At 74.8% G+C, this 19,108-nt stretch carries 17 protein-coding genes; 14 read left to right on the forward strand and 3 right to left on the reverse strand.

Annotated elements, in window-relative coordinates; genetic code table 11:
- The first annotated feature begins 48 nt into the window (after positions 1 to 48).
- From ACQFYA_RS07145 to ACQFYA_RS07180, 8 genes are all read left to right on the forward strand, one after another.
- The gene (locus ACQFYA_RS07145) at positions 49 to 1,752 is read left to right on the forward strand and encodes a BCCT family transporter (protein ID WP_499122538.1); all 1,704 of its coding nucleotides are present in this window, start codon (positions 49 to 51) and stop codon (positions 1,750 to 1,752) included.
- A 56-nt stretch (positions 1,753 to 1,808) separates the two neighbouring features.
- Positions 1,809 to 3,719, forward strand: a complete 1,911-nt coding sequence (typA, locus tag ACQFYA_RS07150; RefSeq protein ID WP_499122539.1) for a translational GTPase TypA — start codon at positions 1,809 to 1,811, stop codon at positions 3,717 to 3,719.
- 10 nt (positions 3,720 to 3,729) lie between these two features.
- Positions 3,730 to 4,776 (forward strand): PIG-L family deacetylase, encoded by a 1,047-nt coding sequence (locus ACQFYA_RS07155; protein ID WP_499122542.1) that lies wholly within the window; start codon positions 3,730 to 3,732, stop codon positions 4,774 to 4,776.
- Complete coding sequence (locus tag ACQFYA_RS07160) at positions 4,773 to 5,192, forward strand: DUF6113 family protein (RefSeq protein ID WP_499122543.1); 420 nt, start codon at positions 4,773 to 4,775, stop codon at positions 5,190 to 5,192. Before ACQFYA_RS07155 ends, ACQFYA_RS07160 begins: the two co-directional genes overlap by 4 nt.
- Before the next feature lie 218 nt (positions 5,193 to 5,410).
- A complete protein-coding gene (locus tag ACQFYA_RS07165; RefSeq protein ID WP_499122544.1) occupies positions 5,411 to 7,672 on the forward strand; it encodes a VanW family protein in 2,262 nt (753 codons plus the stop codon).
- Positions 7,672 to 8,562 carry a hypothetical protein gene (locus ACQFYA_RS07170; protein WP_499122547.1) on the forward strand — a complete coding sequence of 297 codons (891 nt, stop codon included), beginning with the start codon at positions 7,672 to 7,674 and terminating at the stop codon, positions 8,560 to 8,562. Before ACQFYA_RS07165 ends, ACQFYA_RS07170 begins: the two co-directional genes overlap by 1 nt.
- Positions 8,563 to 8,572: 10 nt before the next feature.
- The gene (locus tag ACQFYA_RS07175) at positions 8,573 to 9,514 is read left to right on the forward strand and encodes a prephenate dehydratase (RefSeq protein WP_499122548.1); all 942 of its coding nucleotides are present in this window, start codon (positions 8,573 to 8,575) and stop codon (positions 9,512 to 9,514) included.
- Positions 9,511 to 10,548, forward strand: coding sequence for a prephenate dehydrogenase (locus ACQFYA_RS07180; protein ID WP_499122551.1), 1,038 nt, complete (start codon positions 9,511 to 9,513; stop codon positions 10,546 to 10,548). Before ACQFYA_RS07175 ends, ACQFYA_RS07180 begins: the two co-directional genes overlap by 4 nt.
- Positions 10,549 to 10,560: 12 nt before the next feature.
- On the opposite strand, the gene ACQFYA_RS07185 is transcribed toward ACQFYA_RS07180, so the two are convergent.
- Positions 10,561 to 10,794 carry a hypothetical protein gene (locus tag ACQFYA_RS07185; RefSeq protein WP_499122552.1) on the reverse strand — a complete coding sequence of 78 codons (234 nt, stop codon included), beginning with the start codon at positions 10,792 to 10,794 and terminating at the stop codon, positions 10,561 to 10,563.
- A gap of 199 nt (positions 10,795 to 10,993) precedes the next feature.
- Between ACQFYA_RS07185 and fdxA the strand changes: the two genes are divergently transcribed.
- The 3 genes from fdxA to ACQFYA_RS07200 all read left to right on the forward strand — a co-directional run bounded on the left by fdxA (position 10,994) and on the right by ACQFYA_RS07200 (position 13,974).
- The gene (gene fdxA / locus ACQFYA_RS07190) at positions 10,994 to 11,311 is read left to right on the forward strand and encodes a ferredoxin (RefSeq protein WP_499122554.1); all 318 of its coding nucleotides are present in this window, start codon (positions 10,994 to 10,996) and stop codon (positions 11,309 to 11,311) included.
- A complete protein-coding gene (dapC, locus tag ACQFYA_RS07195) occupies positions 11,311 to 12,474 on the forward strand; it encodes a succinyldiaminopimelate transaminase (RefSeq protein ID WP_499122556.1) in 1,164 nt (387 codons plus the stop codon). The genes fdxA and dapC overlap by 1 nt, the downstream gene beginning before the upstream one ends.
- Positions 12,475 to 12,657: 183 nt before the next feature.
- Positions 12,658 to 13,974, forward strand: a complete 1,317-nt coding sequence (locus tag ACQFYA_RS07200) for a citrate synthase (RefSeq protein WP_499122558.1) — start codon at positions 12,658 to 12,660, stop codon at positions 13,972 to 13,974.
- Between the two features lie 58 nt (positions 13,975 to 14,032).
- On the opposite strand, the gene ACQFYA_RS07205 is transcribed toward ACQFYA_RS07200, so the two are convergent.
- Both ACQFYA_RS07205 and dapD read right to left on the reverse strand, forming a co-directional pair.
- Positions 14,033 to 14,944 (reverse strand): hypothetical protein, encoded by a 912-nt coding sequence (locus tag ACQFYA_RS07205; protein ID WP_499122560.1) that lies wholly within the window; start codon positions 14,942 to 14,944, stop codon positions 14,033 to 14,035.
- A 2-nt stretch (positions 14,945 to 14,946) separates the two neighbouring features.
- Positions 14,947 to 15,915, reverse strand: a complete 969-nt coding sequence (dapD, locus tag ACQFYA_RS07210) for a 2,3,4,5-tetrahydropyridine-2,6-dicarboxylate N-succinyltransferase (protein ID WP_499122561.1) — start codon at positions 15,913 to 15,915, stop codon at positions 14,947 to 14,949.
- A 31-nt stretch (positions 15,916 to 15,946) separates the two neighbouring features.
- Between dapD and dapE the strand changes: the two genes are divergently transcribed.
- The 3 genes from dapE to folP are packed head-to-tail and all read left to right on the forward strand — an operon-like array spanning position 15,947 to position 18,966.
- Positions 15,947 to 17,128, forward strand: a complete 1,182-nt coding sequence (dapE, locus tag ACQFYA_RS07215; RefSeq protein ID WP_499127468.1) for a succinyl-diaminopimelate desuccinylase — start codon at positions 15,947 to 15,949, stop codon at positions 17,126 to 17,128.
- 9 nt (positions 17,129 to 17,137) lie between these two features.
- A complete protein-coding gene (locus ACQFYA_RS07220) occupies positions 17,138 to 18,007 on the forward strand; it encodes an LOG family protein (protein ID WP_499122563.1) in 870 nt (289 codons plus the stop codon).
- Positions 18,004 to 18,966 carry a dihydropteroate synthase gene (gene folP, locus ACQFYA_RS07225; RefSeq protein ID WP_499122565.1) on the forward strand — a complete coding sequence of 321 codons (963 nt, stop codon included), beginning with the start codon at positions 18,004 to 18,006 and terminating at the stop codon, positions 18,964 to 18,966. The genes ACQFYA_RS07220 and folP overlap by 4 nt, the downstream gene beginning before the upstream one ends.
- Positions 18,967 to 19,108: the final 142 nt, after the last annotated feature.

Genomic DNA, 19,108 nt, shown 5'->3' on the forward strand with positions numbered 1-19,108 from the left:
CGCAGGTTCCGTTTGCCGACCCCGGGTCATGGGGTGAGGGTGAAGCACATGGCACGGGCGTCCACGCTGGCCCGCGGGGTCTTCTATCCGGCGGCAGGGATCATCCTGGTCTTCGTGCTGCTCGCGGTGTTCGCCACCGACGCGACGACCGCCGTGATGAACACGCTGCAGGGCGAGGTCATCGGCGCGTTCGGCTGGTACTACGTGCTGATCGTCGCGGGGTTCGTGATCTTCGCGATCTGGATGGGCCTGAGCCGGTTCGGCGACATCGTGCTGGGGCCGGACGACGATCCGCCCGACTTCAAGCTCCCGGTGTGGTTCTCCATGCTGTTCGCCACCGGGATGGGCATCGGCCTGGTCTACTACGGGGTCTCGGAGCCGCTGTCCCACTTCGTGGAGCCGAAGCCGGGCGTCACCGGCGACGACGCCACCCTCGCCCAGGCGGCGATCAGCCAGACGTACGTGCACTGGGGCATCCACGCGTGGGCGATCTACGTGGTGGCCGGCCTGGCGCTGGCGTACGCGATCCACCGCAAGGGCCGCCCGGTGTCGATCCGGTGGGCGCTCGAGCCGATCCTCGGCGACCGGGTCAAGGGCTGGCTGGGCAACGTGATCGACGTCGTGGCGATCATCGGCACGGTGTTCGGCGTCGCCACCTCCCTCGGGCTCGGGGTGCTGCAGGTGGCCCACGGGCTGGGCTACCTCGACGTCGTCGAGCCCAGCATCGCGCTCGAGATCGGCCTGATCGCGGTGATCACCGCCATCGCCGCGATGTCCGTGGCGTCGGGCCTGTCCAAGGGCATCAAGTGGCTGTCGAACGGCAACATGGTGCTGGCGGGCGTGGTGCTGACCGTCGTGCTGGTGCTCGGCCCCACCCTCTTCCTCCTGCGCAGCTGGGTGCAGTCCTTCGGCTACTACCTCGCGAACGTGGTCCAGATGACGTTCGACACGCTCGCGTTCCGGGGCGACGAGGGCCTGGCCTGGGAGTCGAGCTGGACGATCTTCTACTGGGGCTGGTGGATCTCCTGGGCGCCCTTCGTGGGGGTGTTCATCGCCCGCATCTCCCGGGGGCGCACCGTCCGGGAGTTCGTGCTCGGCACCCTGGCCGTGCCGATGGTGGTCACCACCATCTGGTTCAGCGTGTTCGGCGGGGCGGGGCTGCACCAGGAGATGACGCAGCCCGGCAGCATGCTGGACCCGGCCACGGGCGAGGTGAACACCGACACCGCGATGTTCCAGCTGTTCGCCTCGCTGCCCGGCTCCGGCACGTGGCTCGCCGTCGCGGGCATCGTGCTCGTGGTCGTCTTCTTCGTCACGTCGTCGGACTCCGGCTCGTTCGTCGTCGACATGCTGGCCAACGGGGGAGACCCGAACCCGCCGCTGTGGAGCCGGCTGTTCTGGGCCGTGCTCGAGGGGCTCGTCGCGGCGGCGCTGCTGCTGGCGGGCGGGCTGCAGGCGCTCCAGACGGCGGCGATCCTCATCGCCCTGCCGTTCTCCGTGGTGCTCATCGGCATGGCCGTGTCGATCGTCAAGGAGCTCAGTGCCGAGCACCGGGAGATCGTGCGCGCCGAACGCCGGGCGGCGCGGCAGCAGCTCACGGAGCACGTCACCGAGAAGGTGGCCACCACGCTCGCCGGACGGTGGGAGAACGTGCTGCCGTCGGCGCCGGGATCGCTGCGGCTCAAGGTCCCGCGCCGCCGGCGCGCGAGCGACGAGGGGGACGGTCCGCAGGGCGGAACCGGGGGCGGGTAAGATGGACGGCGGCCCGGGTCTCGGGCCGCCCTCCCTCCAGGAAATGAGAACCCTCGATGTCTGTGCGCTCCGACCTGCGCAACGTGGCGATCGTCGCCCACGTCGACCACGGCAAGACGACCCTCGTGGACGCCATGCTGCGCCAGGCAGGCGCCTTCTCCGCCCACCAGCACGTGGACGACCGCGTGATGGACTCCGGCGACCTGGAGCGGGAGAAGGGCATCACGATCCTGGCGAAGAACACCGCGGTCCGGTACGCCGGCCCGTCGGCCGCCGAGGCCGGTGAGCCGGACGGCATCACCATCAACGTGATCGACACCCCGGGCCACGCCGACTTCGGCGGCGAGGTCGAGCGCGGCCTGTCGATGGTCGACGGCGTCGTGCTGCTCGTCGACGCGTCCGAGGGCCCGCTCCCGCAGACCCGCTTCGTGCTGCGCAAGGCGCTCGCCGCGAAGCTTCCGGTCATCGTCGTCGTGAACAAGGTCGACCGCCCCGACGCCCGCATCACCGAGGTCGTGGGCGAGACCACCGACCTGCTGCTCGGCCTCGCGAGCGACCTGTCCGACGAGGTCCCCGACCTCGACCTGGACGCGATCCTCGACGTGCCGGTCGTCTACGCCTCGGCGAAGGCGGGCCGCGCCTCGATCGACCAGCCGGCCGACGGCGGGCTGCCCGCGAACGAGGACCTCGAGCCGCTGTTCGGCACGATCCTCGAGAAGATCCCCGCCCCGACGTACGAGCCCGACATGCCGCTGCAGGCGCACGTCACCAACCTCGACGCGTCGCCGTTCCTCGGGCGCCTCGCGCTGCTGCGCATCTTCAACGGCACCCTGCACAAGGGCCAGACGGTCGCCTGGGCGCGGCACGACGGCACCCTGACCAGCGTGCGGATCACCGAGCTCCTCGAGACGAAGGCGCTCGACCGCGTGCCCACCGAGTCCGCCGGCCCCGGCGAGATCGTGGCCGTCGCGGGCATCGCGGACATCATGATCGGCGAGACGCTCACCGACGCCGAGGACCCGCGCCCGCTGCCGCTCATCACGGTGGACGACCCGGCGATCTCGATGACCGTCGGCATCAACACCTCGCCGCTGGCCGGCAAGGGCGGCAAGGGCCACAAGGTCACCGCGCGCCAGGTCAAGGACCGCCTCGACTCGGAGCTGATCGGCAACGTGTCGCTCAAGGTGCTCCCGACCGAGCGCCCGGACGCGTGGGAGGTCCAGGGCCGTGGCGAGCTCGCGCTGGCCATCCTGGTCGAGCAGATGCGCCGCGAGGGCTTCGAGCTCACGGTCGGCAAGCCGCAGGTCGTCACGAAGCAGGTCGACGGCAAGCGGCACGAGCCGATGGAGCGCATGACCATCGACGTCCCGGAGGAGTACCTCGGCGCCGTCACGCAGCTCCTCGCCCAGCGCAAGGGCCGCATGGAGACGATGAGCAACCACGGCACCGGCTGGGTCCGCATGGAGTTCATGGTCCCGGCCCGCGGCCTCATCGGCTTCCGCACCCAGTTCCTCACCGAGACGCGCGGCACCGGCATCGCGGCCTCGATCTCGGAGGGCTTCGAGCCGTGGCACGGCCCCATCGAGTCGCGCAACACCGGCTCGCTCGTGGCCGACCGGGCCGGCAAGGTGACGCCGTTCGCCATGATCAACCTGCAGGAGCGCGGCTCGTTCTTCGTCGACCCCACGCAGGAGGTCTACGAGGGCATGATCGTCGGCGAGAACTCCCGCAACGAGGACATGGACGTCAACATCACCAAGGAGAAGAAGCTGACGAACATGCGGTCCTCGACCGCCGACAACTTCGAGAACCTCATCCCGCCGCGCCACCTGACGCTCGAGGAGTCGCTCGAGTTCGCGCGCGAGGACGAGTGCGTCGAGGTGACGCCGGAGGTCGTGCGCATCCGCAAGGTCGAGCTCGCCGCCACGGCGCGGGCCCGGGCGACGGCGCGGGCCAAGCGCTCCTGAGGCAGGCGCCGTGAACGGCGTCCTGACGGGCGTGCCCGGGCCGGCGGGGCCGCTCCTGGCCGTGCACGCGCACCCGGACGACGAGACGCTCGCGACGGGCGCGCTGGTCGCGTCGTGGGCGGCCGCCGGCCGGCCGGTGACGGTCGTGACGTGCTCCCGCGGGGAGCGCGGCGAGGTCATCGACACGTCGTCGCACCCGACGGGGCTCGCGCGCCTCGAGGGCGACGGCCCGGCGCTGGCCGCGCACCGCGAGACGGAGCTGGCCGCCGCTCTCGCGGCGCTCGGCGGCGGTCCCGGCGTCGTCGGGCGGGTGTTCCTCGACACGGTCGCGGACCTGGTCCCGGACGTCGCCGGGGGCGCGGCCGGGACGACCGTCGCGGCCGCCGGCGCGCGGTACGAGGACTCGGGGATGGCGTGGGTCGCCCCGGGGATCGCCGGGCCGGCCGACGACGCGCCGGCGACGGCGTTCGCGCGGGTGCCGCTCGACGACGCCGCCGCGCGGCTGGCGGCCCTGGTGCGCGCGCACCGGCCCGCCGTCGTCGCGACCTACGAGCCGCGGGGCGGCTACGGGCACCCCGACCACGTCCGCACGCACGAGGTCGTCGTGCGGGCCCTGGCCCTCGCGGCGGACCCCGGCGCCCGGGTGCCCGGAGGGCCGTGGCGGGAGGCGGAGCTCTGGCAGGCCGTGACCCCGTCCGACGCGCTCCGGGCGGGCCGCAGGGCCCTGGCCGCCGACGCGGACGCCGTCGGGCTCGCCCGACGTGCCGGGCTGGCGTTCCCGGACCCCGACGAGCCCCTGCCCCCGCTCGCCGGGCACGACGCGGACCTCGCGGACGGCGAGGTGCGGGAGGTCGAGGTCGCCCCCGTGCTCGACCGGGTGCTCGCGGCGATGCGGGCGCACGCCACGCAGGTGCAGCACGCCACCGGCACGGGCGGCACGGGGCTCGCGGACCGCCCGGCGCTGCTCGGCTGGTACGCGCTGAGCAACGGGGTGCTCGCCCCGGTCCTCGCGCAGGAGTCGTACCTCGTCCCGACGCCGGTAGGCTCGGCGCGATGACCACGCCCGAGCACGCGACGACACCCCCGGCGGCGCCCGCCCCGGCCCGCGCCGGTCGCTGGTGGAGGTCCGCCGCCCGCACCGTGCTCGCGCTGGTCCTCGGGGCCGTCGTCGGGGTGCTCGGCACCGTGGCGCACCGCACCCAGTGGCACGACCTGCCCGTCGGCATCGTGCTGGCGCTGGCGATCACGCTGTCGACGGCCGTGCTCTGCCGGGCGTGGGCGGGCCTCGGCCCGCTGCTCGCCGCCGGCGCCGGTTGGATCGTGGCCGTGCAGGTGCTGTCGGTGGCCGGGCCGGGCGGCGACGTGCTCGTCCCGGCGCAGGCGGTGGGCCTGGTCTGGACGTACGGCGGGCTGGCGATGTTCCTGGTCGCGGCGTTCCTGCCGCGCTCCTGGTTCAGCGACCGACGGGACTGATCACGGGGCTGGTCCAGGCGGGTGTGAGCGTCCCGTGCGCACCGCCCGGCCGCCCGTGACGAACCTGTGCGGACTCCCGTCCGAAATGGCAGTTTCACCCGGAATGGGACAAGGTCGGGCAGGGTCTCCCGAGTAGGATCCTCCACGCGGGCCCGCCCCGCGTCATCTGTCCTCCCCGGGGCGTTCGTCCCCGCACCTGCACCCACGACGGAGCATGCATGGGTCACCCGACCGAGCGCGACCCGGAGAGCACCGGGTCCGCACCCGCCGAGCCCGCGCGCCCCGAGTCCGGACCCGCGTCCGGAGCCGAGAGCGAGACCACCGCGACGAGCCCGACGGACCCGAGCACGCCCCCGGAGGCACCGGCCGAGCAGGTTCCGGCCGAGCCGGTTCCGGCCGAGCCGGTTCCGGCCGAGCCGGTTCCGGCCGAGCAGGCTCCTGCCGCGGCGGCTCCCGCATGGCCGGACGCGGCGGACGAGGTGCCGTACGAGCCGCAGGTCCGGCTGTACGAGCAGCGCGTGATCGCCACGGTCCCCGCGCCGACGGGGCCGCCGACGCAGGCGATGCCCGCCGTGCAGGCCACGGCGCCGGTCGCCCCGCCCGTCGCCGCGGTGTTCGCCGCGCCGCCGACGGCCGCCCCCGTCACCCCCGGTGGCCCCTCCGGCCCGGCCGAGCCGCCGGCGGCGGGGTCGCCGCTCGACGGTCTGGCCGGCGACGGCGCGCCCAGCCGCGCGCCGAAGGTGGCGCTGTGGGCCGGCGTCGGGCTCGTCGTGGTCGCGGGCCTCTACGTGGGCGCGCAGTGGGTCGTGGCCGGCTCGGTGCCGAAGGGCACGACGGTCGCGGGCGTGGACGTCGGCGGGATGGACGCCGACGCGGCCGTCGCCGCGCTCGACGACGGCCTGGCGTCGCGCGTGGCCGAGCCGATCACGGTGCAGGCCGGCGAGGCGTCGAGCACGATCGACCCGGCCGACGCGGGCCTGGCGTTCGACGCCGAGGCGACGGTCGACGGCCTCACCGGGTTCTCGCTGAGCCCGGCGCACCTGTGGGAGCACCTGGTCGGCGGCGACGAGGTGCCGCCCGAGGTGGACGTCGACCGCACGACGCTGACCGAGACGATCTCCGGCCTGGAGGAGTCCCTGCAGGTCGAGGCCGTGGACGGCACGGTCGGCTTCAGCCGTGGCGAAGCCGTCGCCACGGACGCCAAGGCGGGGTCCCAGGTGGTCGTCGACGACGCGGTGGACGCGGTGGCGGACGCCTGGCTCGTGACCTCGGGTCCCGTGGACCTGCCGACCGAGGCCGTGGAGCCCGCCGTCACCCAGGCCGCGACGGACGCGGGCCTGACCGAGGCGCAGCAGGTGGTGAGCGCGCCGGTGGACGTCGAGGTCGGGGACCAGACGGCCGAGCTGGGGCCGAAGGTGCTCGCCAAGGCGACGTCCTTCAAGAATGTCGACGGCACGCTCGAGCCGCAGTTCGACGGCGAGAAGCTCGTCTCCGCGGTGGTGGACCGCACCGACGACCTGCTCACCGAGCCGGACGACGCGCACTTCGTCTTCGAGGGCGGCAAGCCCGTGGTCGAGGGCGGCGAGCAGGGCACGACGCTGGACCCGGACGACACGGCCGCGGCCGTCGGCAAGGCGTCGCTCGGCGACGAGCGCACGACGCAGCTTGAGCTGACCGAGCGGGACCCGGAGCGCACCAAGGAGGCGCTCGAGGGCATGGGCGTCAAGGAGGTCGTGTCGCAGTTCTCGACCCCGCTGACGAGCGACACGGTGCGGACCAGGAACCTCGTCCGCGGCGCCGAGCTGGTCACCGGCACGCTCGTCGCGCCGGGCGAGACGTTCTCGCTGCTCGACACCCTGTCGCCCATCACCGTCGAGAACGGGTACGTCTCGTCCGGCGTGATCAGCAACGGAGCGCACACGGACGCCATCGGCGGCGGCCTGTCCCAGATGGCCACGACCACGTACAACGCCGGGTACTTCGCGGGGTTCGACGACGCCGGGCACCAGCCGCACAGCTACTGGTTCGACCGCTACCCGGCGGGCCGCGAGGCCACCATCTACGTGGGCGCGATCGACATGAAGTTCACCAACGACACCCCGTACGGCGCGGTCATGCAGTCGTGGGTCTCGGGCGGCGAGGTGCACGTCGCGATCTGGTCCACCCCGTACTACGACGTCAAGACGTCGGCGAGCGGAAAATCGAACGTGGTGCCGGCCACGACGGTGCACAGCACGGGCGCGTCGTGCGAGGCCTACCCGGGCGGGAGCGACGGGTTCAGCATCACGAACTACCGCCAGGTCTTCCACGACGGCGAGCAGGTCAAGGACGAGTCGAAGACCTGGACGTACAAGCCGGACAACGGCGTCGTCTGCGACCAGCCCAAGGCCGACCGGGACGACGAGCGCGAGGCCCCGGACGACACGAAGGCGGACGGCGACGGCACGTCCGACGGCGACGACAAGGCCAAGGAGAACTGATGCTCGGACGCTCGGAACGCGAGTCCCCGGCCCACGCGGCGCAGGCGGCGCACGACGCGGGGTGGTCGGGCGTCGCGCCGGGGTCGGCGGTGGCCACGGCCGTCGCGGACGAGTCGCTCGAGCTGCTGGACCTCGGCACGACGTCCGACACGCTCGCCACGGTGGCGACCATCGACGACCTCGCGGCGGTGGTGCACCTGGGGCACCCGGAGCAGCCGTCGCCGGCGCTCGAGGAGGCGCTCCTGGCGGGCGACCCGTCCCTCATCGTGACCGCGGCGGTCCCCGTCGCGCCGCAGTGGGTGTGGGCGGCGCCGGCGGGCGCGTCCGGCGGCCAGGTCGTCATCGACGAGGCGGGCATGCGGGACTGCCAGGACCTCCTGCGGGGCATGGGCGTGAGCCCCCGCCTGGTGCCGACGCGCACGTCCGTCGACGAGCGGGTGGCGCTGGCCGGGGACACGGGCTCGATCGTCGTCGAGCGGACGCGGGTGCCCGCGGGCTGGGCCGAGGTGCCCGGCAGCGGGCGCCTCGCCGGGCGTCCCCCGGTCTGGTACGGGCTGCTGGAGTCGCGCGCCGCGTGGCCGCGCTTCGACGAGCCCGCGCAGGTGTGGCTCGCCGTCGGCCCGTCCGACGACCACCGCGGCTCGCTGCAGCACACGCTGGCGGTGCTCTCGGCCGCGGGCGTGGACCTGCAGCACCTGCGCAGCCACCCGTCGACCCGGGGGCCGCACGTGTTCTTCACCTCGTTCCGCTGCCCGACGGTCGACGTGCTGGACGGGCTGGTCGCCGAGCTCGACGGCCGCGGCGTGGCGCACCGCACGCTCGCGGTGCTCCCCGGTGCCGGCTTCGTGCCCGGGCCGGCGCCGCTGGCCCCCCGGTGGGCCGAGGTGTGAGGGCGCGCGCATGAGGGTCGCGTACCTCGGCCCGGAGGGCACGTTCACGCACGAGGCCGTGCGCCGCTGGGCCGGCGGCGCGGACGTGACCCAGGAGCCCCTGGCGACCGTCCGCGAGGTGCACGACGCCGTCGCGTCCGGCGCCGCCGACCGCGGCGTGGTCGCCGTCGAGAGCTCCGTCGAGGGGTACGTCGTGCCGTCGCTCGACGCGCTGGTGGGCAGCCCCGACGTGGTGGCGGTCGACGAGGTGGTGCTCGACGTGTCGTTCGACGCGTTCGTCCGCCCCGGTCACGCCGACCCGGCCGGTCTCCGGGAGGCGACGGCGCACCCGCACGGCCTGGCGCAGTGCACCCGGTTCGTCGCCGAGCGCGGCCTGCTGCCCGTGCCCGCGTCGTCCAACGCGGCGGCGTGCCGCGACCTCGCCGACCACCAGGTCGCGTTCGGTCCCCGGCTGTGCGGCGAGCTGTACGGGCTGGAGACCCTCGCCACGGGGGTGGAGGACTTCGCCGGCGCCCGCACGCGGTTCGTCGTGCTGTGCCGCCGGGATGCCGCCGCGGGCGCGTGGGCGCCGGTCCGGGCCGCCGGCACGGACCCCTGGCGCACGATGGTCGCCGTGACCCCGGTCGTGACGGGGCCGGGCGTGCTGGCGCGCGTCACCGCGGAGTTCGCGGAGCGCGGCGTGAACATGTCGAGCCTGGTCGAGCGGCCGCTCAAGGTGCGCGAGAGCCAGTACGTGTTCGTCGTGACGCTCGACGGCGCCCCGTGGGACCCCCAGGTGCGCGACCTGTTCGCGGCGCTGCTCGGCGCGGGCGACTCGCTCAAGGTGCTCGGGTCGTTCCCCGTCGCGCCGGACCGCCTGGGGCTCGACGGCGTGCTGCCCGACCACGTGCCCACGGGCAGCGTGCTGGGCGGCGACGGCGCCGCGGCGCTGGAGCGGGGCCTGCTGTGGTGACCGGGTCCCGCGGCGTCGGGCGGGTCGGGGTCGTCGGCCTCGGGCTCGTCGGGGGTTCGCTGGCCAGGCTGCTCGCCGCGCGCGGCGTGGACGTCGTCGCGACGGACGCCGACCCGGGCACCCGCACCGACGCCCGGGCGGTGGGCCTGCGGGTCGCCGACGACCTGGCCGGCCTGTGCGCCGCCGCGCCCGACCTGGTCGTCCTCGCCGTCCCGCTGCGGGCCGTCCGCGCGACCGCCGCGGAGCTCGCCCCGCTCCTGCGCGACGACGACGGCCGCGCGACCGTGACCGACGTCAGCAGCGTCAAGGGCCCGGTGCGCGCCGCGGTGCGCACGGCCGGCCTCGGCGACCGGTACGTGGGGGCGCACCCCATGGCGGGCACCGAGCAGAGCGGCTTCGCCGCGTCCGACGCCGGGCTGCTCGACGGCGCCCCGTGGGCCGTCACCGTGGCCGAGCGGGGCGACGCGGCGCCGGGCGAGCCGGCGCGCCTGGCGCACGTGCTGCGCCTCGTCACCGGCCCGCTCGCGGGCACGGCGGCGGTCGTGACCGACGACCGGCACGACGAGGCGGCGGCCCTGATCAGCCACGTGCCGCACGTGCTGGCCACCCAGCTCCTCAACGCCGTCGCGGGCGCCCCGGTGCGCGACCTGGCGCTGGGCCTCGCGGCCGGCAGCTTCCGCGACGGCACCCGCGTCGCGCTCACCGACCCCGCCCGCACCGAGGCGATGGTCACGGAGAACGCCGCGTGGGTGGCCCCCGCGCTGCGCAAGGCGGTGCGCGACCTCGAGGTCGTGATCGGCGCGCTGGAGACCAACGGCTCCCTGCACGACGTCTTCCACGCGGCCGACGACGTGCGCGCGGAGCGCGCCGGCCGGCCACGCGCGGCCGGTGCCGAGGAGCAGCTGCCCCTGCCGGGCGGCGGCGCCGACGGCTGGACCGCGGGGGTCGTCGACGCCCTCGTCGCGCGCGGCGAGGGTGGGGCGGTCGTCGTGGGCGTGGACGACGGCGCCGTCCGGGTCCGCGCACCGCGCTGAGGCGGGCGCCCGTCAGCCGTCGGCGGGCCGCCCGCGGCGCGGGCGGCGCGGCGGGACCGGCTTGACCGCCTCGACGTCCTCGGCCGCCACCGCCACCTCGGGCGGGCCGGGGGAGCGGTCGGGGCGCACGCGGACCCCGTCCGCGCCGGTGGCCGTGAGGATCCCCACGACGTCCGTCCACCGGGCCCCGCTGGCGGCGGCCTCGGCGGCGGACAGCCGGCGCCGGACGGCGACGCGGGTGCCCACGGGCACTCGCGCCCAGGCAGGTGGGACGGCAGGTGGGACGGCTGACGACGGAGGCACCACGTCAGCGATACTAGAGTTGGCCGCGCGGGCACTGCCCGCTCTGCCAGCTCTGCCAGCCCTGGTAGCACCGAAGAGACACCGAGTACCGCAGCCCCGCCCCGTGCGGGCGGCGCCCTCGTCACCTGGAAGGTAGCCCGCAGTGACCTACGTGATCGCTCAGCCGTGCGTCGACGTCAAGGACAAGGCGTGCATCGAGGAGTGTCCCGTGGACTGCATCTACGAAGGCTCGCGGTCCCTGTACATCCACCCGGACGAGTGCGTGGACTGCGGCGCGTGCGAGCCCGTGTGCCCGGTCGAGGCCATCTACTACGAGGACGACGTCCCCGAGCAGTGGAAGGACTACTACCGGGCGAACGTCGAGTTCTTCGACGACCTCGGCTCGCCCGGCGGCGCCGCGAAGATGGGTGTCATCGAGAAGGACGACCCGATGATCTCCGCCCTGCCGCCCCAGGCCTGATGGGGTTCGCGGACCTCGGCTCCCTGCCCTACCCCTGGGACACCCTGGGCGAGGTGCGGGCCACGGCGCGCGCCCACCCGGGCGGCGTCGTGGACCTGTCGATCGGCACGCCGGTCGACCCGACGCCCGCGGTGGTGCGCGACGCGCTCGCCGCGGCGTCGGACGCCCACGGGTACCCCCTCACGCACGGCACGCCTGCGCTGCGGGAGGCCGTCGCGGGCTGGTTCGCCCGGCGCCGCGGCGTGCCCGACCTCGACCCGGAGGCCGTGCTGCCCACCGTCGGCTCCAAGGAGCTCGTCGGCCTGCTCCCGTCGCTGCTGCGCCTGGGGCCGGGGGACGTGGTCGTGCACCCGGCGACCGCCTACCCGACGTACGACGTCGGCGCGCGGCTGGCCGGCGCGACGCCGCTCGCCACGGACGACGTGGGCGCCTGGGCGGGGCGGGGCGACGTCCGCATGGTCTGGGTCAACTCGCCCGGCAACCCGACGGGCGAGGTCGCCGACGTCGCGCACCTACGCCGCGTCGTGGCGGCCGCGCGCGAGATCGGCGCCGTCGTCGTGGGCGACGAGTGCTACGCCGAGCTGCCGTGGGCGCCGGAGTGGGTGGGCGACGACGGGGTCTCCCGGGTGCCCAGCCTGCTCGACCCGCGGGTCACCGGCGGCAGCCACGAGGGGCTGCTCGTGGCGTACTCGCTGTCCAAGCAGTCCAACGTGGCCGGGTACCGCGCCGCGTTCGTCGCGGGCGACCCGGCCCTGGTGGCCGGCCTGCTCGCCACCCGCAAGCACCTCGGCATGATCGTGCCCGCCCCGGTCCAGGCGGCGATGACCGCGGCCCTGGGCGACGACGCGCACGTGGCCGCGCAGCGCGAGGTCTACCGTCGCCGGCGCGCCGCGCTGCGCGGCGCGCTCGACGCCGCGGGGTTCGTGGTCGACGGCTCCGAGGCAGGGCTGTACCTGTGGGCGCGGCCCGCGGCGGGCTCCGCGGAGCCGAGGCCGCCCGCCGGGGCGTCGTCGCGCGAGCTCGCCGCGTGGTTCGCCCGCCGGGGGATCCTCGTGGGGCCGGGGGAGTTCTACGGTGCGGCGGGGGAGCGGCACGTGCGCGTCGCGCTCACCGCGCCGGACGATTCCGTGGCCGAGGCTGTGTCCCGCATCACATCTACGTGACTGCGCGATGAGCAGGGGATTGGATCGCCTTGGTGTTCGGGGGTAGGTTCGACCGCAGGCCGCGGTAGCCCTGGAGGACTCACGCGACCGGCGTGCCCCGGGCCGCCCCCGTCCCAGTGTCACGAGTCACGCGCTCTCCGGTCCCGTCGTCGGGACCCGGCGGGCCCGTCACGGAAGGAAGTCATGACCTCCACCACGCCTGCCGCCGGCAGCACGCCCGCCGCGGTCGAGCTCGTCGTCGACGGCACCGCCCGGCAGCTGCCGGTCGTCCCCGCCACGGAGGGCAACGACGGCATCGTCGTGTCGTCCCTGCTCAAGGACACCGGGATGGTCACCGTCGACCCCGGGTTCACGAACACCGCGTCGTGCGAGTCCGAGATCACCTACATCGACGGCGACCAGGGCATCCTGCGCTACCGCGGATACCCCATCGAGCAGCTGGCCGACTCGTCCACCTTCCTCGAGGTGGCGTACCTGCTCATCCACGGCGAGCTGCCGTCGCCCTCCGAGCTCTCCGGGTTCGAGGAGCGCGTCAACCGGCACACCCTGGTGCCCGAGGGCTTCCGCGCCTTCCTGTCGTCGTTCCCGCGCGGCGGCCACCCGATGTCGATCCTGGCCTCCGCGGTGAACGCCCTGGCGACCTACTACCCGGAGTCGCTGGACCCGCACGACCCGGAGGCGGTCGAGCTCGCCACCGTGCTGATCCTCGCGAAGATCCGCACCATCACCTCGTACCTGCACCGCGCCACGCGCGACGAGCCGCTCATGTACCCGGACTACGCCCGCGGCTACGTGGACGACTTCCTGCGCATGACGTTCTCGCGGCCGTACGAGCAGTGGGAGTCCGACCCGGTGCTCGTGTCCGCCATGGACAAGCTCCTCATCCTGCACGCCGACCACGAGCAGAACTGCTCCACGTCCACCGTGCGCATCGTGGGCTCGTCGAACGCGAACCTGTACGCGTCGGTCGCCGCCGGTATCAACGCGCTGTCCGGCCCGTCGCACGGCGGCGCCAACGAGGCCGTGCTCACCATGCTGGAGAGCATCCGCAGCGGCGACGACTCGGTCGAGACCTTCATGAAGAAGGTCAAGAACAAGGAGGCCGGCGTCCGCCTCATGGGCTTCGGGCACCGCGTCTACAAGAGCTACGACCCGCGCGCCGCGATCGTGAAGAAGCACGCCGACGCCGTGCTCGACCAGCTCGGCGCCAAGGACGAGCTGCTCGACATCGCCCGCGGTCTCGAGGAGATCGCCCTGTCGGACGACTACTTCGTCGAGCGCAAGCTCTACCCGAACGTGGACTTCTACACCGGTCTCATCTACAAGGCCATGGGCTTCTCCCCGGCCATGTTCACGCCGCTGTTCGCCCTCGGCCGCATGCCCGGCTGGATCGCCCAGTGGCGCGAGATGATGAGCGACCCGCAGACCAAGATCGGCCGCCCGCGGCAGGTCTACACGGGCCCCACCGAGCGCGACTACGTGGCGCTCGAGCGGCGCTGACCGGAGCGCCGCCCCACCGCTGGACCGCCGACGCCGACCGCCGGCCCGCGGCCAGGACTCACGACAGGACGATCGTGACCTGGCCGTCGGGCAGGCGGTCGGCGTCGTCGTCCACGACGGACCACGTGCCCTCCCCGCGCGACCACGCCTGCGCGCCCGCCCGGACCTCCTCGGCGCCCGTCACCGACGCGGTCGCCACCGCCCAGTGGGCGACGGCCCAGGTCGCGAGGTCGCCGTCGAGCGGCACGGCCGTCGCGTCGACGGCGACGGCGTTCTCGTCGCCGTCCGTCGCCGGGCGCAGGGCGTCCGCGCGCAGCCCCAGGTCGCGGGCCGCGCGCTCGGCGAGGACGTCGCGGGCCTCGCCGCCCGCCGGTGCGTCGTCGTCGGCGGTCGGCGGCAGCGTGCAGGTGATCGCGCCCGGGGAGTGGCCGGTGAGGGCGGACGCCCAGGCCCGGGACCGCGCCTCGTGCTGGGCGTACGCCTCGGGGAACGCCGAGCGCTGCACCGCCTGCGCGGCCACCGTGACCTCGAGGTCCTCGTAGCCGCGCACCTCGACCAGCCCGTCGTAGAACGCGCCGGTGGAGTACACGGGGTTCATGATCTCCTCGGGCGTGCCCCAGCCCTGCGACGGCCGCTGCTGGAACAGGCCGAGCGAGTCCCGGTCGCCGTAGTCGATGTTGACCAGGCGCGACTCCTGCAGCGCCGTGGCGATCGCGATCGTCGCCGCGCGGCCGGGCAGCCCGCGCTGCACGGACGTCCCGACGAGCAGCGCAGCGTTCTCCGCCTGCACCGGCGAGAGGTACCAGGACGTGCCCGCGAGCTCGGCGGCGCAGCGCTCCGGCCGGGGAGCCTCGGTGCGGTCGAGGAACCACACGACGCCGGCCGTCGCGCCGACGGCGACGACGAGCACGGCGGCGACCGTCGCGCCCGCCGCCGCCCGTGCTCGTCGTCGGCGCCGACGTCCGGTCACGGTCAGTTCGCGTGCAGTGCGGCGTTGAGCTCGATGCCGACGCCGCCCCGCTCCAGCACCTCGACCGTGCCGGTGCGCGAGTTGCGGCGGAACAGCAGGTTGTCCCGACCCGCGAGGTCGCGGGCCTTGACGACCAGCGGGTCGCCGTCCGCGCCCATCTCGCCGAGGACGGTGACCTTGGTGCCCGCGGTGAGGTAGAGCCCCGCCTCGACCACGCAGTCGTCGCCGAGCGGGATGCCGAGGCCGGCGTTCGCGCCGAGCAGGGACCGCTCGCCCACGCTGATGATCTCCGTGCCGCCCCCGGACAGGGTTCCCATGATCGACGCGCCGCCGCCGACGTCGGACCCGTCGCCCACGACGACGCCGGCGGAGATGCGGCCCTCGACCATCGACGCGCCGAGCGTGCCGGCGTTGAAGTTCACGAAGCCCTCGTGCATGACCGTGGTGCCCGACGCGAGGTGCGCGCCGAGGCGCACGCGGTCCGCGTCCGCGACGCGCACGCCCGACGGCACGACGTAGTCGACCATGCGGGGGAACTTGTCGATCCCGTAGACCGTGACGGCGCGGCCGGTGTCGGCGCGCAGGCGCAGGCGGGTGGCCTCGAAGCCCTCCACCGCGCAGGGGCCGTGCGACGTCCACACGACGTTGGTCAGCACGCCGAACAGGCCGTCGAGGTTGAGCCCGTGCGGCTGCACGAGCCGGTGGGAGAGCAGGTGCAGGCGCAGGTACGCGTCGGCGGTGTCCGCCGGGGCGGCGTCGAGGTCGACGACGGTGCGCACGACGACGACGTCCACGCGGCGCGCGTCGTCCCGCTCGGTGAGGGCGTCGAGCTCGGCCGGGATGTCGACGTCGGACTCGGGCGGGGCGCCGAGGACGGGCGCGGGGTACCAGACGTCGAGCGTCGTGCCGTCGTCGGCGACCGTGGCGAGACCGAGGCCCCAGGCGGGGCGGGAGGAAGCAGGCGTCGTCATGCGGCCCAGCCTAGTCGGCGGGTCTGCCACGATGGTGCGCGTGACCACGGACCGTTCCGCCCCGCCCGCCGCCGGCGCCGCCCCCGACCTCGACGCGCTCCTCGACCCCGCGACGATCGCGTCGTCGGACCTCGTGGACCTCCTCGCCGCGGTGTGCGACGTGCCGTCGGTCTCCGGCGACGAGGCCGCGCTCGCCGACGCCGTGGAGCGGGTGCTGCGCGCGCAGCCGCACCTGGAGGTGCTGCGCGACGGCGACGCCCTGGTCGCGCGCACCCGCCTGGGCCGGGACCGGCGCGTGGTGGTCGCGGGCCACCTCGACACGGTGCCGCTGACCGACCCCCCGAACCTGCCCACGCGGCTCGAGACCGCCCCGGACGGCACCGTCGAGATGTGGGGCCGCGGCACCGTGGACATGAAGGGCGGCGTGGCGATCATGCTCGCGCTCGCCGTCGAGCTGGGGCGGCCGGGCCGCGAGCCTGTCCACGACCTCACGTACGTCTTCTACGACCATGAGGAGGTCGAGGCGTCCCTCAGCGGGCTCGGCCGGCTGGTGGACCATCACCCCGAGGCGCTCGCGGGCGACTTCGCGATCCTCGGCGAGTCCAGCAACAACGGCATCGAGGGCGGCTGCAACGGGACGCTCCGCGTCGAGGTGCGCACCCACGGCGTCACGGCGCACTCGGCCCGCGCCTGGACGGGCGTGAACGCGGTTCACGCGGCCGCGCCGGTGCTCGCGCGCCTCGCCGCGTACGAGGCGCGCGAGGTCGAGGTCGACGGCCTGGTGTACCGCGAGAGCCTGGGGGCCGTCGGCATCCAGGGCGGCATCGCCGGCAACGTCGTGCCCGACGCCTGCACCGTGACCGTCAACTACCGCTTCGCCCCGTCGCAGGGCGTCGAGGAGGCGGAGGCGCACGTGCGCCGGCTGTTCGAGGGCTTCGAGGTCGTGGTCACGGACGCCGCGCCCGGGGCGCGGCCCGGCCTCGACGACCCGCTCGTGGCGGACTTCGCCGCCGCCGTCCTCGGCGCCACGGGGACCGAGCCGCGGCCCAAGTACGGCTGGACGGACGTCGCGCGGTTCGCGCAGCTCGGCGTCCCCGCGGTGAACTTCGGGCCGGGCGACCCGGTGCTGGCCCACAAGGACGACGAGCGGCTGCCGGTGGCCCGGCTCGCGGTGGGCCGCGACGCGCTGCGCTCCTGGCTGCTGGGAGCCTAGGCTCAAGGCATGACGCGAGCGACGACCACACCCGGCTCGGGCACCGGCCGGGGCGACGACGGGGTGCCGCAGAAGGGGCGCGGCTACCGCAAGGGCCCCGTGCTGCTGCGGGGCACGCAGATCCCTGCCCAGACCACCGACCAGCGGCTGCTGTCGGGCGGCGGCGACGCCGACTGGGTGCACGCCGACCCGTGGCGCGTCATGCGGATCCAGTCGGAGTTCGTCGAGGGCTTCGGCGCCCTCGCCGAGGTCGGGGCGGCGGTGTCCGTGTTCGGTTCCGCACGCACCAAGCCCGACCACCCGGACTACGCGCAGGCCGTGGAGGTCGGCCGGCTCCTCGCCGACGAGGGGTACGCCGTGATGACGGGCGGCGGGCCCGGGATCATGGAGGCCGCCAACGCGGGCGCCCACAAGGCGGGCGGCACGTCGATCGGGCTCGGCATCGAGCTGCCGTTCGAGCAGGGCATGAACGAGTACGTGAACCTCGGCGTGAACTTCCGCTACTTCTTCGCCCGCAAGACGATGTTCGTCAAGTACGCGCAGGGCTTCATCGTGCTGCCGGGCGGCTTCGGCACCTTCGACGAGCTGTTCGAGGCGCTCACGCTCGTGCAGACGCACAAGGTCACGGAGTTCCCGATCGTCCTGATCGGCACCGACTACTGGGGCGGGCTGCTCGACTGGGTGGGCGGGGCCGTCGCGGACCGCGGCATGATCAGCCGCGCCGACCTCGACCTGCTGCACCTCACCGACTCGCCCGCCGAGGCCGTCGAGTTCGTGGTCGAGCGCGGCCGGGCCCTGGCGGCCTCCGAGCGCGAGGCCCGCGAGGAGCTCCAGGAGGACCAGCAGGACGCGGCGCGCGCCTCGGCCGACGGGTCGTGAGCGACCCGGACGGCACGCCCCACGGCGTTCCCCCGGCGGGCACCCCGCTGGTGCTGCGGGGCCGCGAGGTCGGCCGGGGCCCGGACGGCGCGCTCCGGCCGGCGGTGATGGCGATCGTCAACCGGACCACCGACTCGTTCTACGCGCCGGCCAGGCTGTCCGACGACGGGGCCGCGCTCGAGGCCGCGCACCGGGCGTGGGCCGACGGCGCGCAGATCCTGGACGTCGGCGGCGTGCGGGCCGGCGTCGGCCCCGAGGTCGACGAGGCGGAGGAGATCGCGCGCGTGGTCCCGTTCCTCGCGCGCGTGCGCGAGGAGCTGCCCGACCTGCTCGTGTCCGTCGACACATGGCGCTCCGGCGTCGCCCGCGAGGCCGTCGCCGCGGGGGCCGACCTCGTCAACGACACCTGGGCCGGGCACGACCCGGCGCTCGTCGAGGTGGCCGGCGCGGCGGGCGTCGGGGTCGTCTGCTCCCACACGGGCGGGGCCGTGCCCCGTACCGACCCGTACCGCGTCGAGTACCCGCCGCGCCTCGACGGCGGCCCGCGTGCCGACCCCCGCGACGGCGTCGTGGACGACGTCGTCGCGACGCTGCGGTCGGCCGCCGCGCGGGCGGTCGCGTGCGGCGTGCCGCCGCGCTCCGTCCTCGTGGACCCGACGCACGACTTCGGCAAGAACACGTGGCACTCGCTCCACCTCCTGCGCCGCACGGAGGCGCTCGCCGGGCTGGGGTACCCGCTGCTCATGGCGCTCAGCCGCAAGGACTTCGTCGGCGAGACGCTGGGGCTCGGCCCGGACGACCGCCTGGAGGGCACCCTCGCCGCCACCGCGCTGGCCGCATGGCTGGGGGCGAGCGTCTTCCGCGCCCATGACGTGGCCGCCACCCGGCGCGTGCTCGACCTGGTCGCGGCCGTCCGCGACGAGGCGCCGCCACGGGCCGTCGCGCGTGGGCTGGCCTGACGGTCGAGGGTCTCGCCTGTCGGCCGCTGACGTCCGGGGTGTGGAAGTCAGGGGCAGGTTCTGAACTAGAATGGTGAGGCGCGCCTCGACCCGCCCCCGCCGACCGGCGGGCGCCACGGGGGTCGAGGTGGGGCCGAGGAAC

The organism is Promicromonospora sp. Marseille-Q5078 (assembly GCF_050315395.1).
Lineage (GTDB): Bacteria > Actinomycetota > Actinomycetes > Actinomycetales > Cellulomonadaceae > Isoptericola.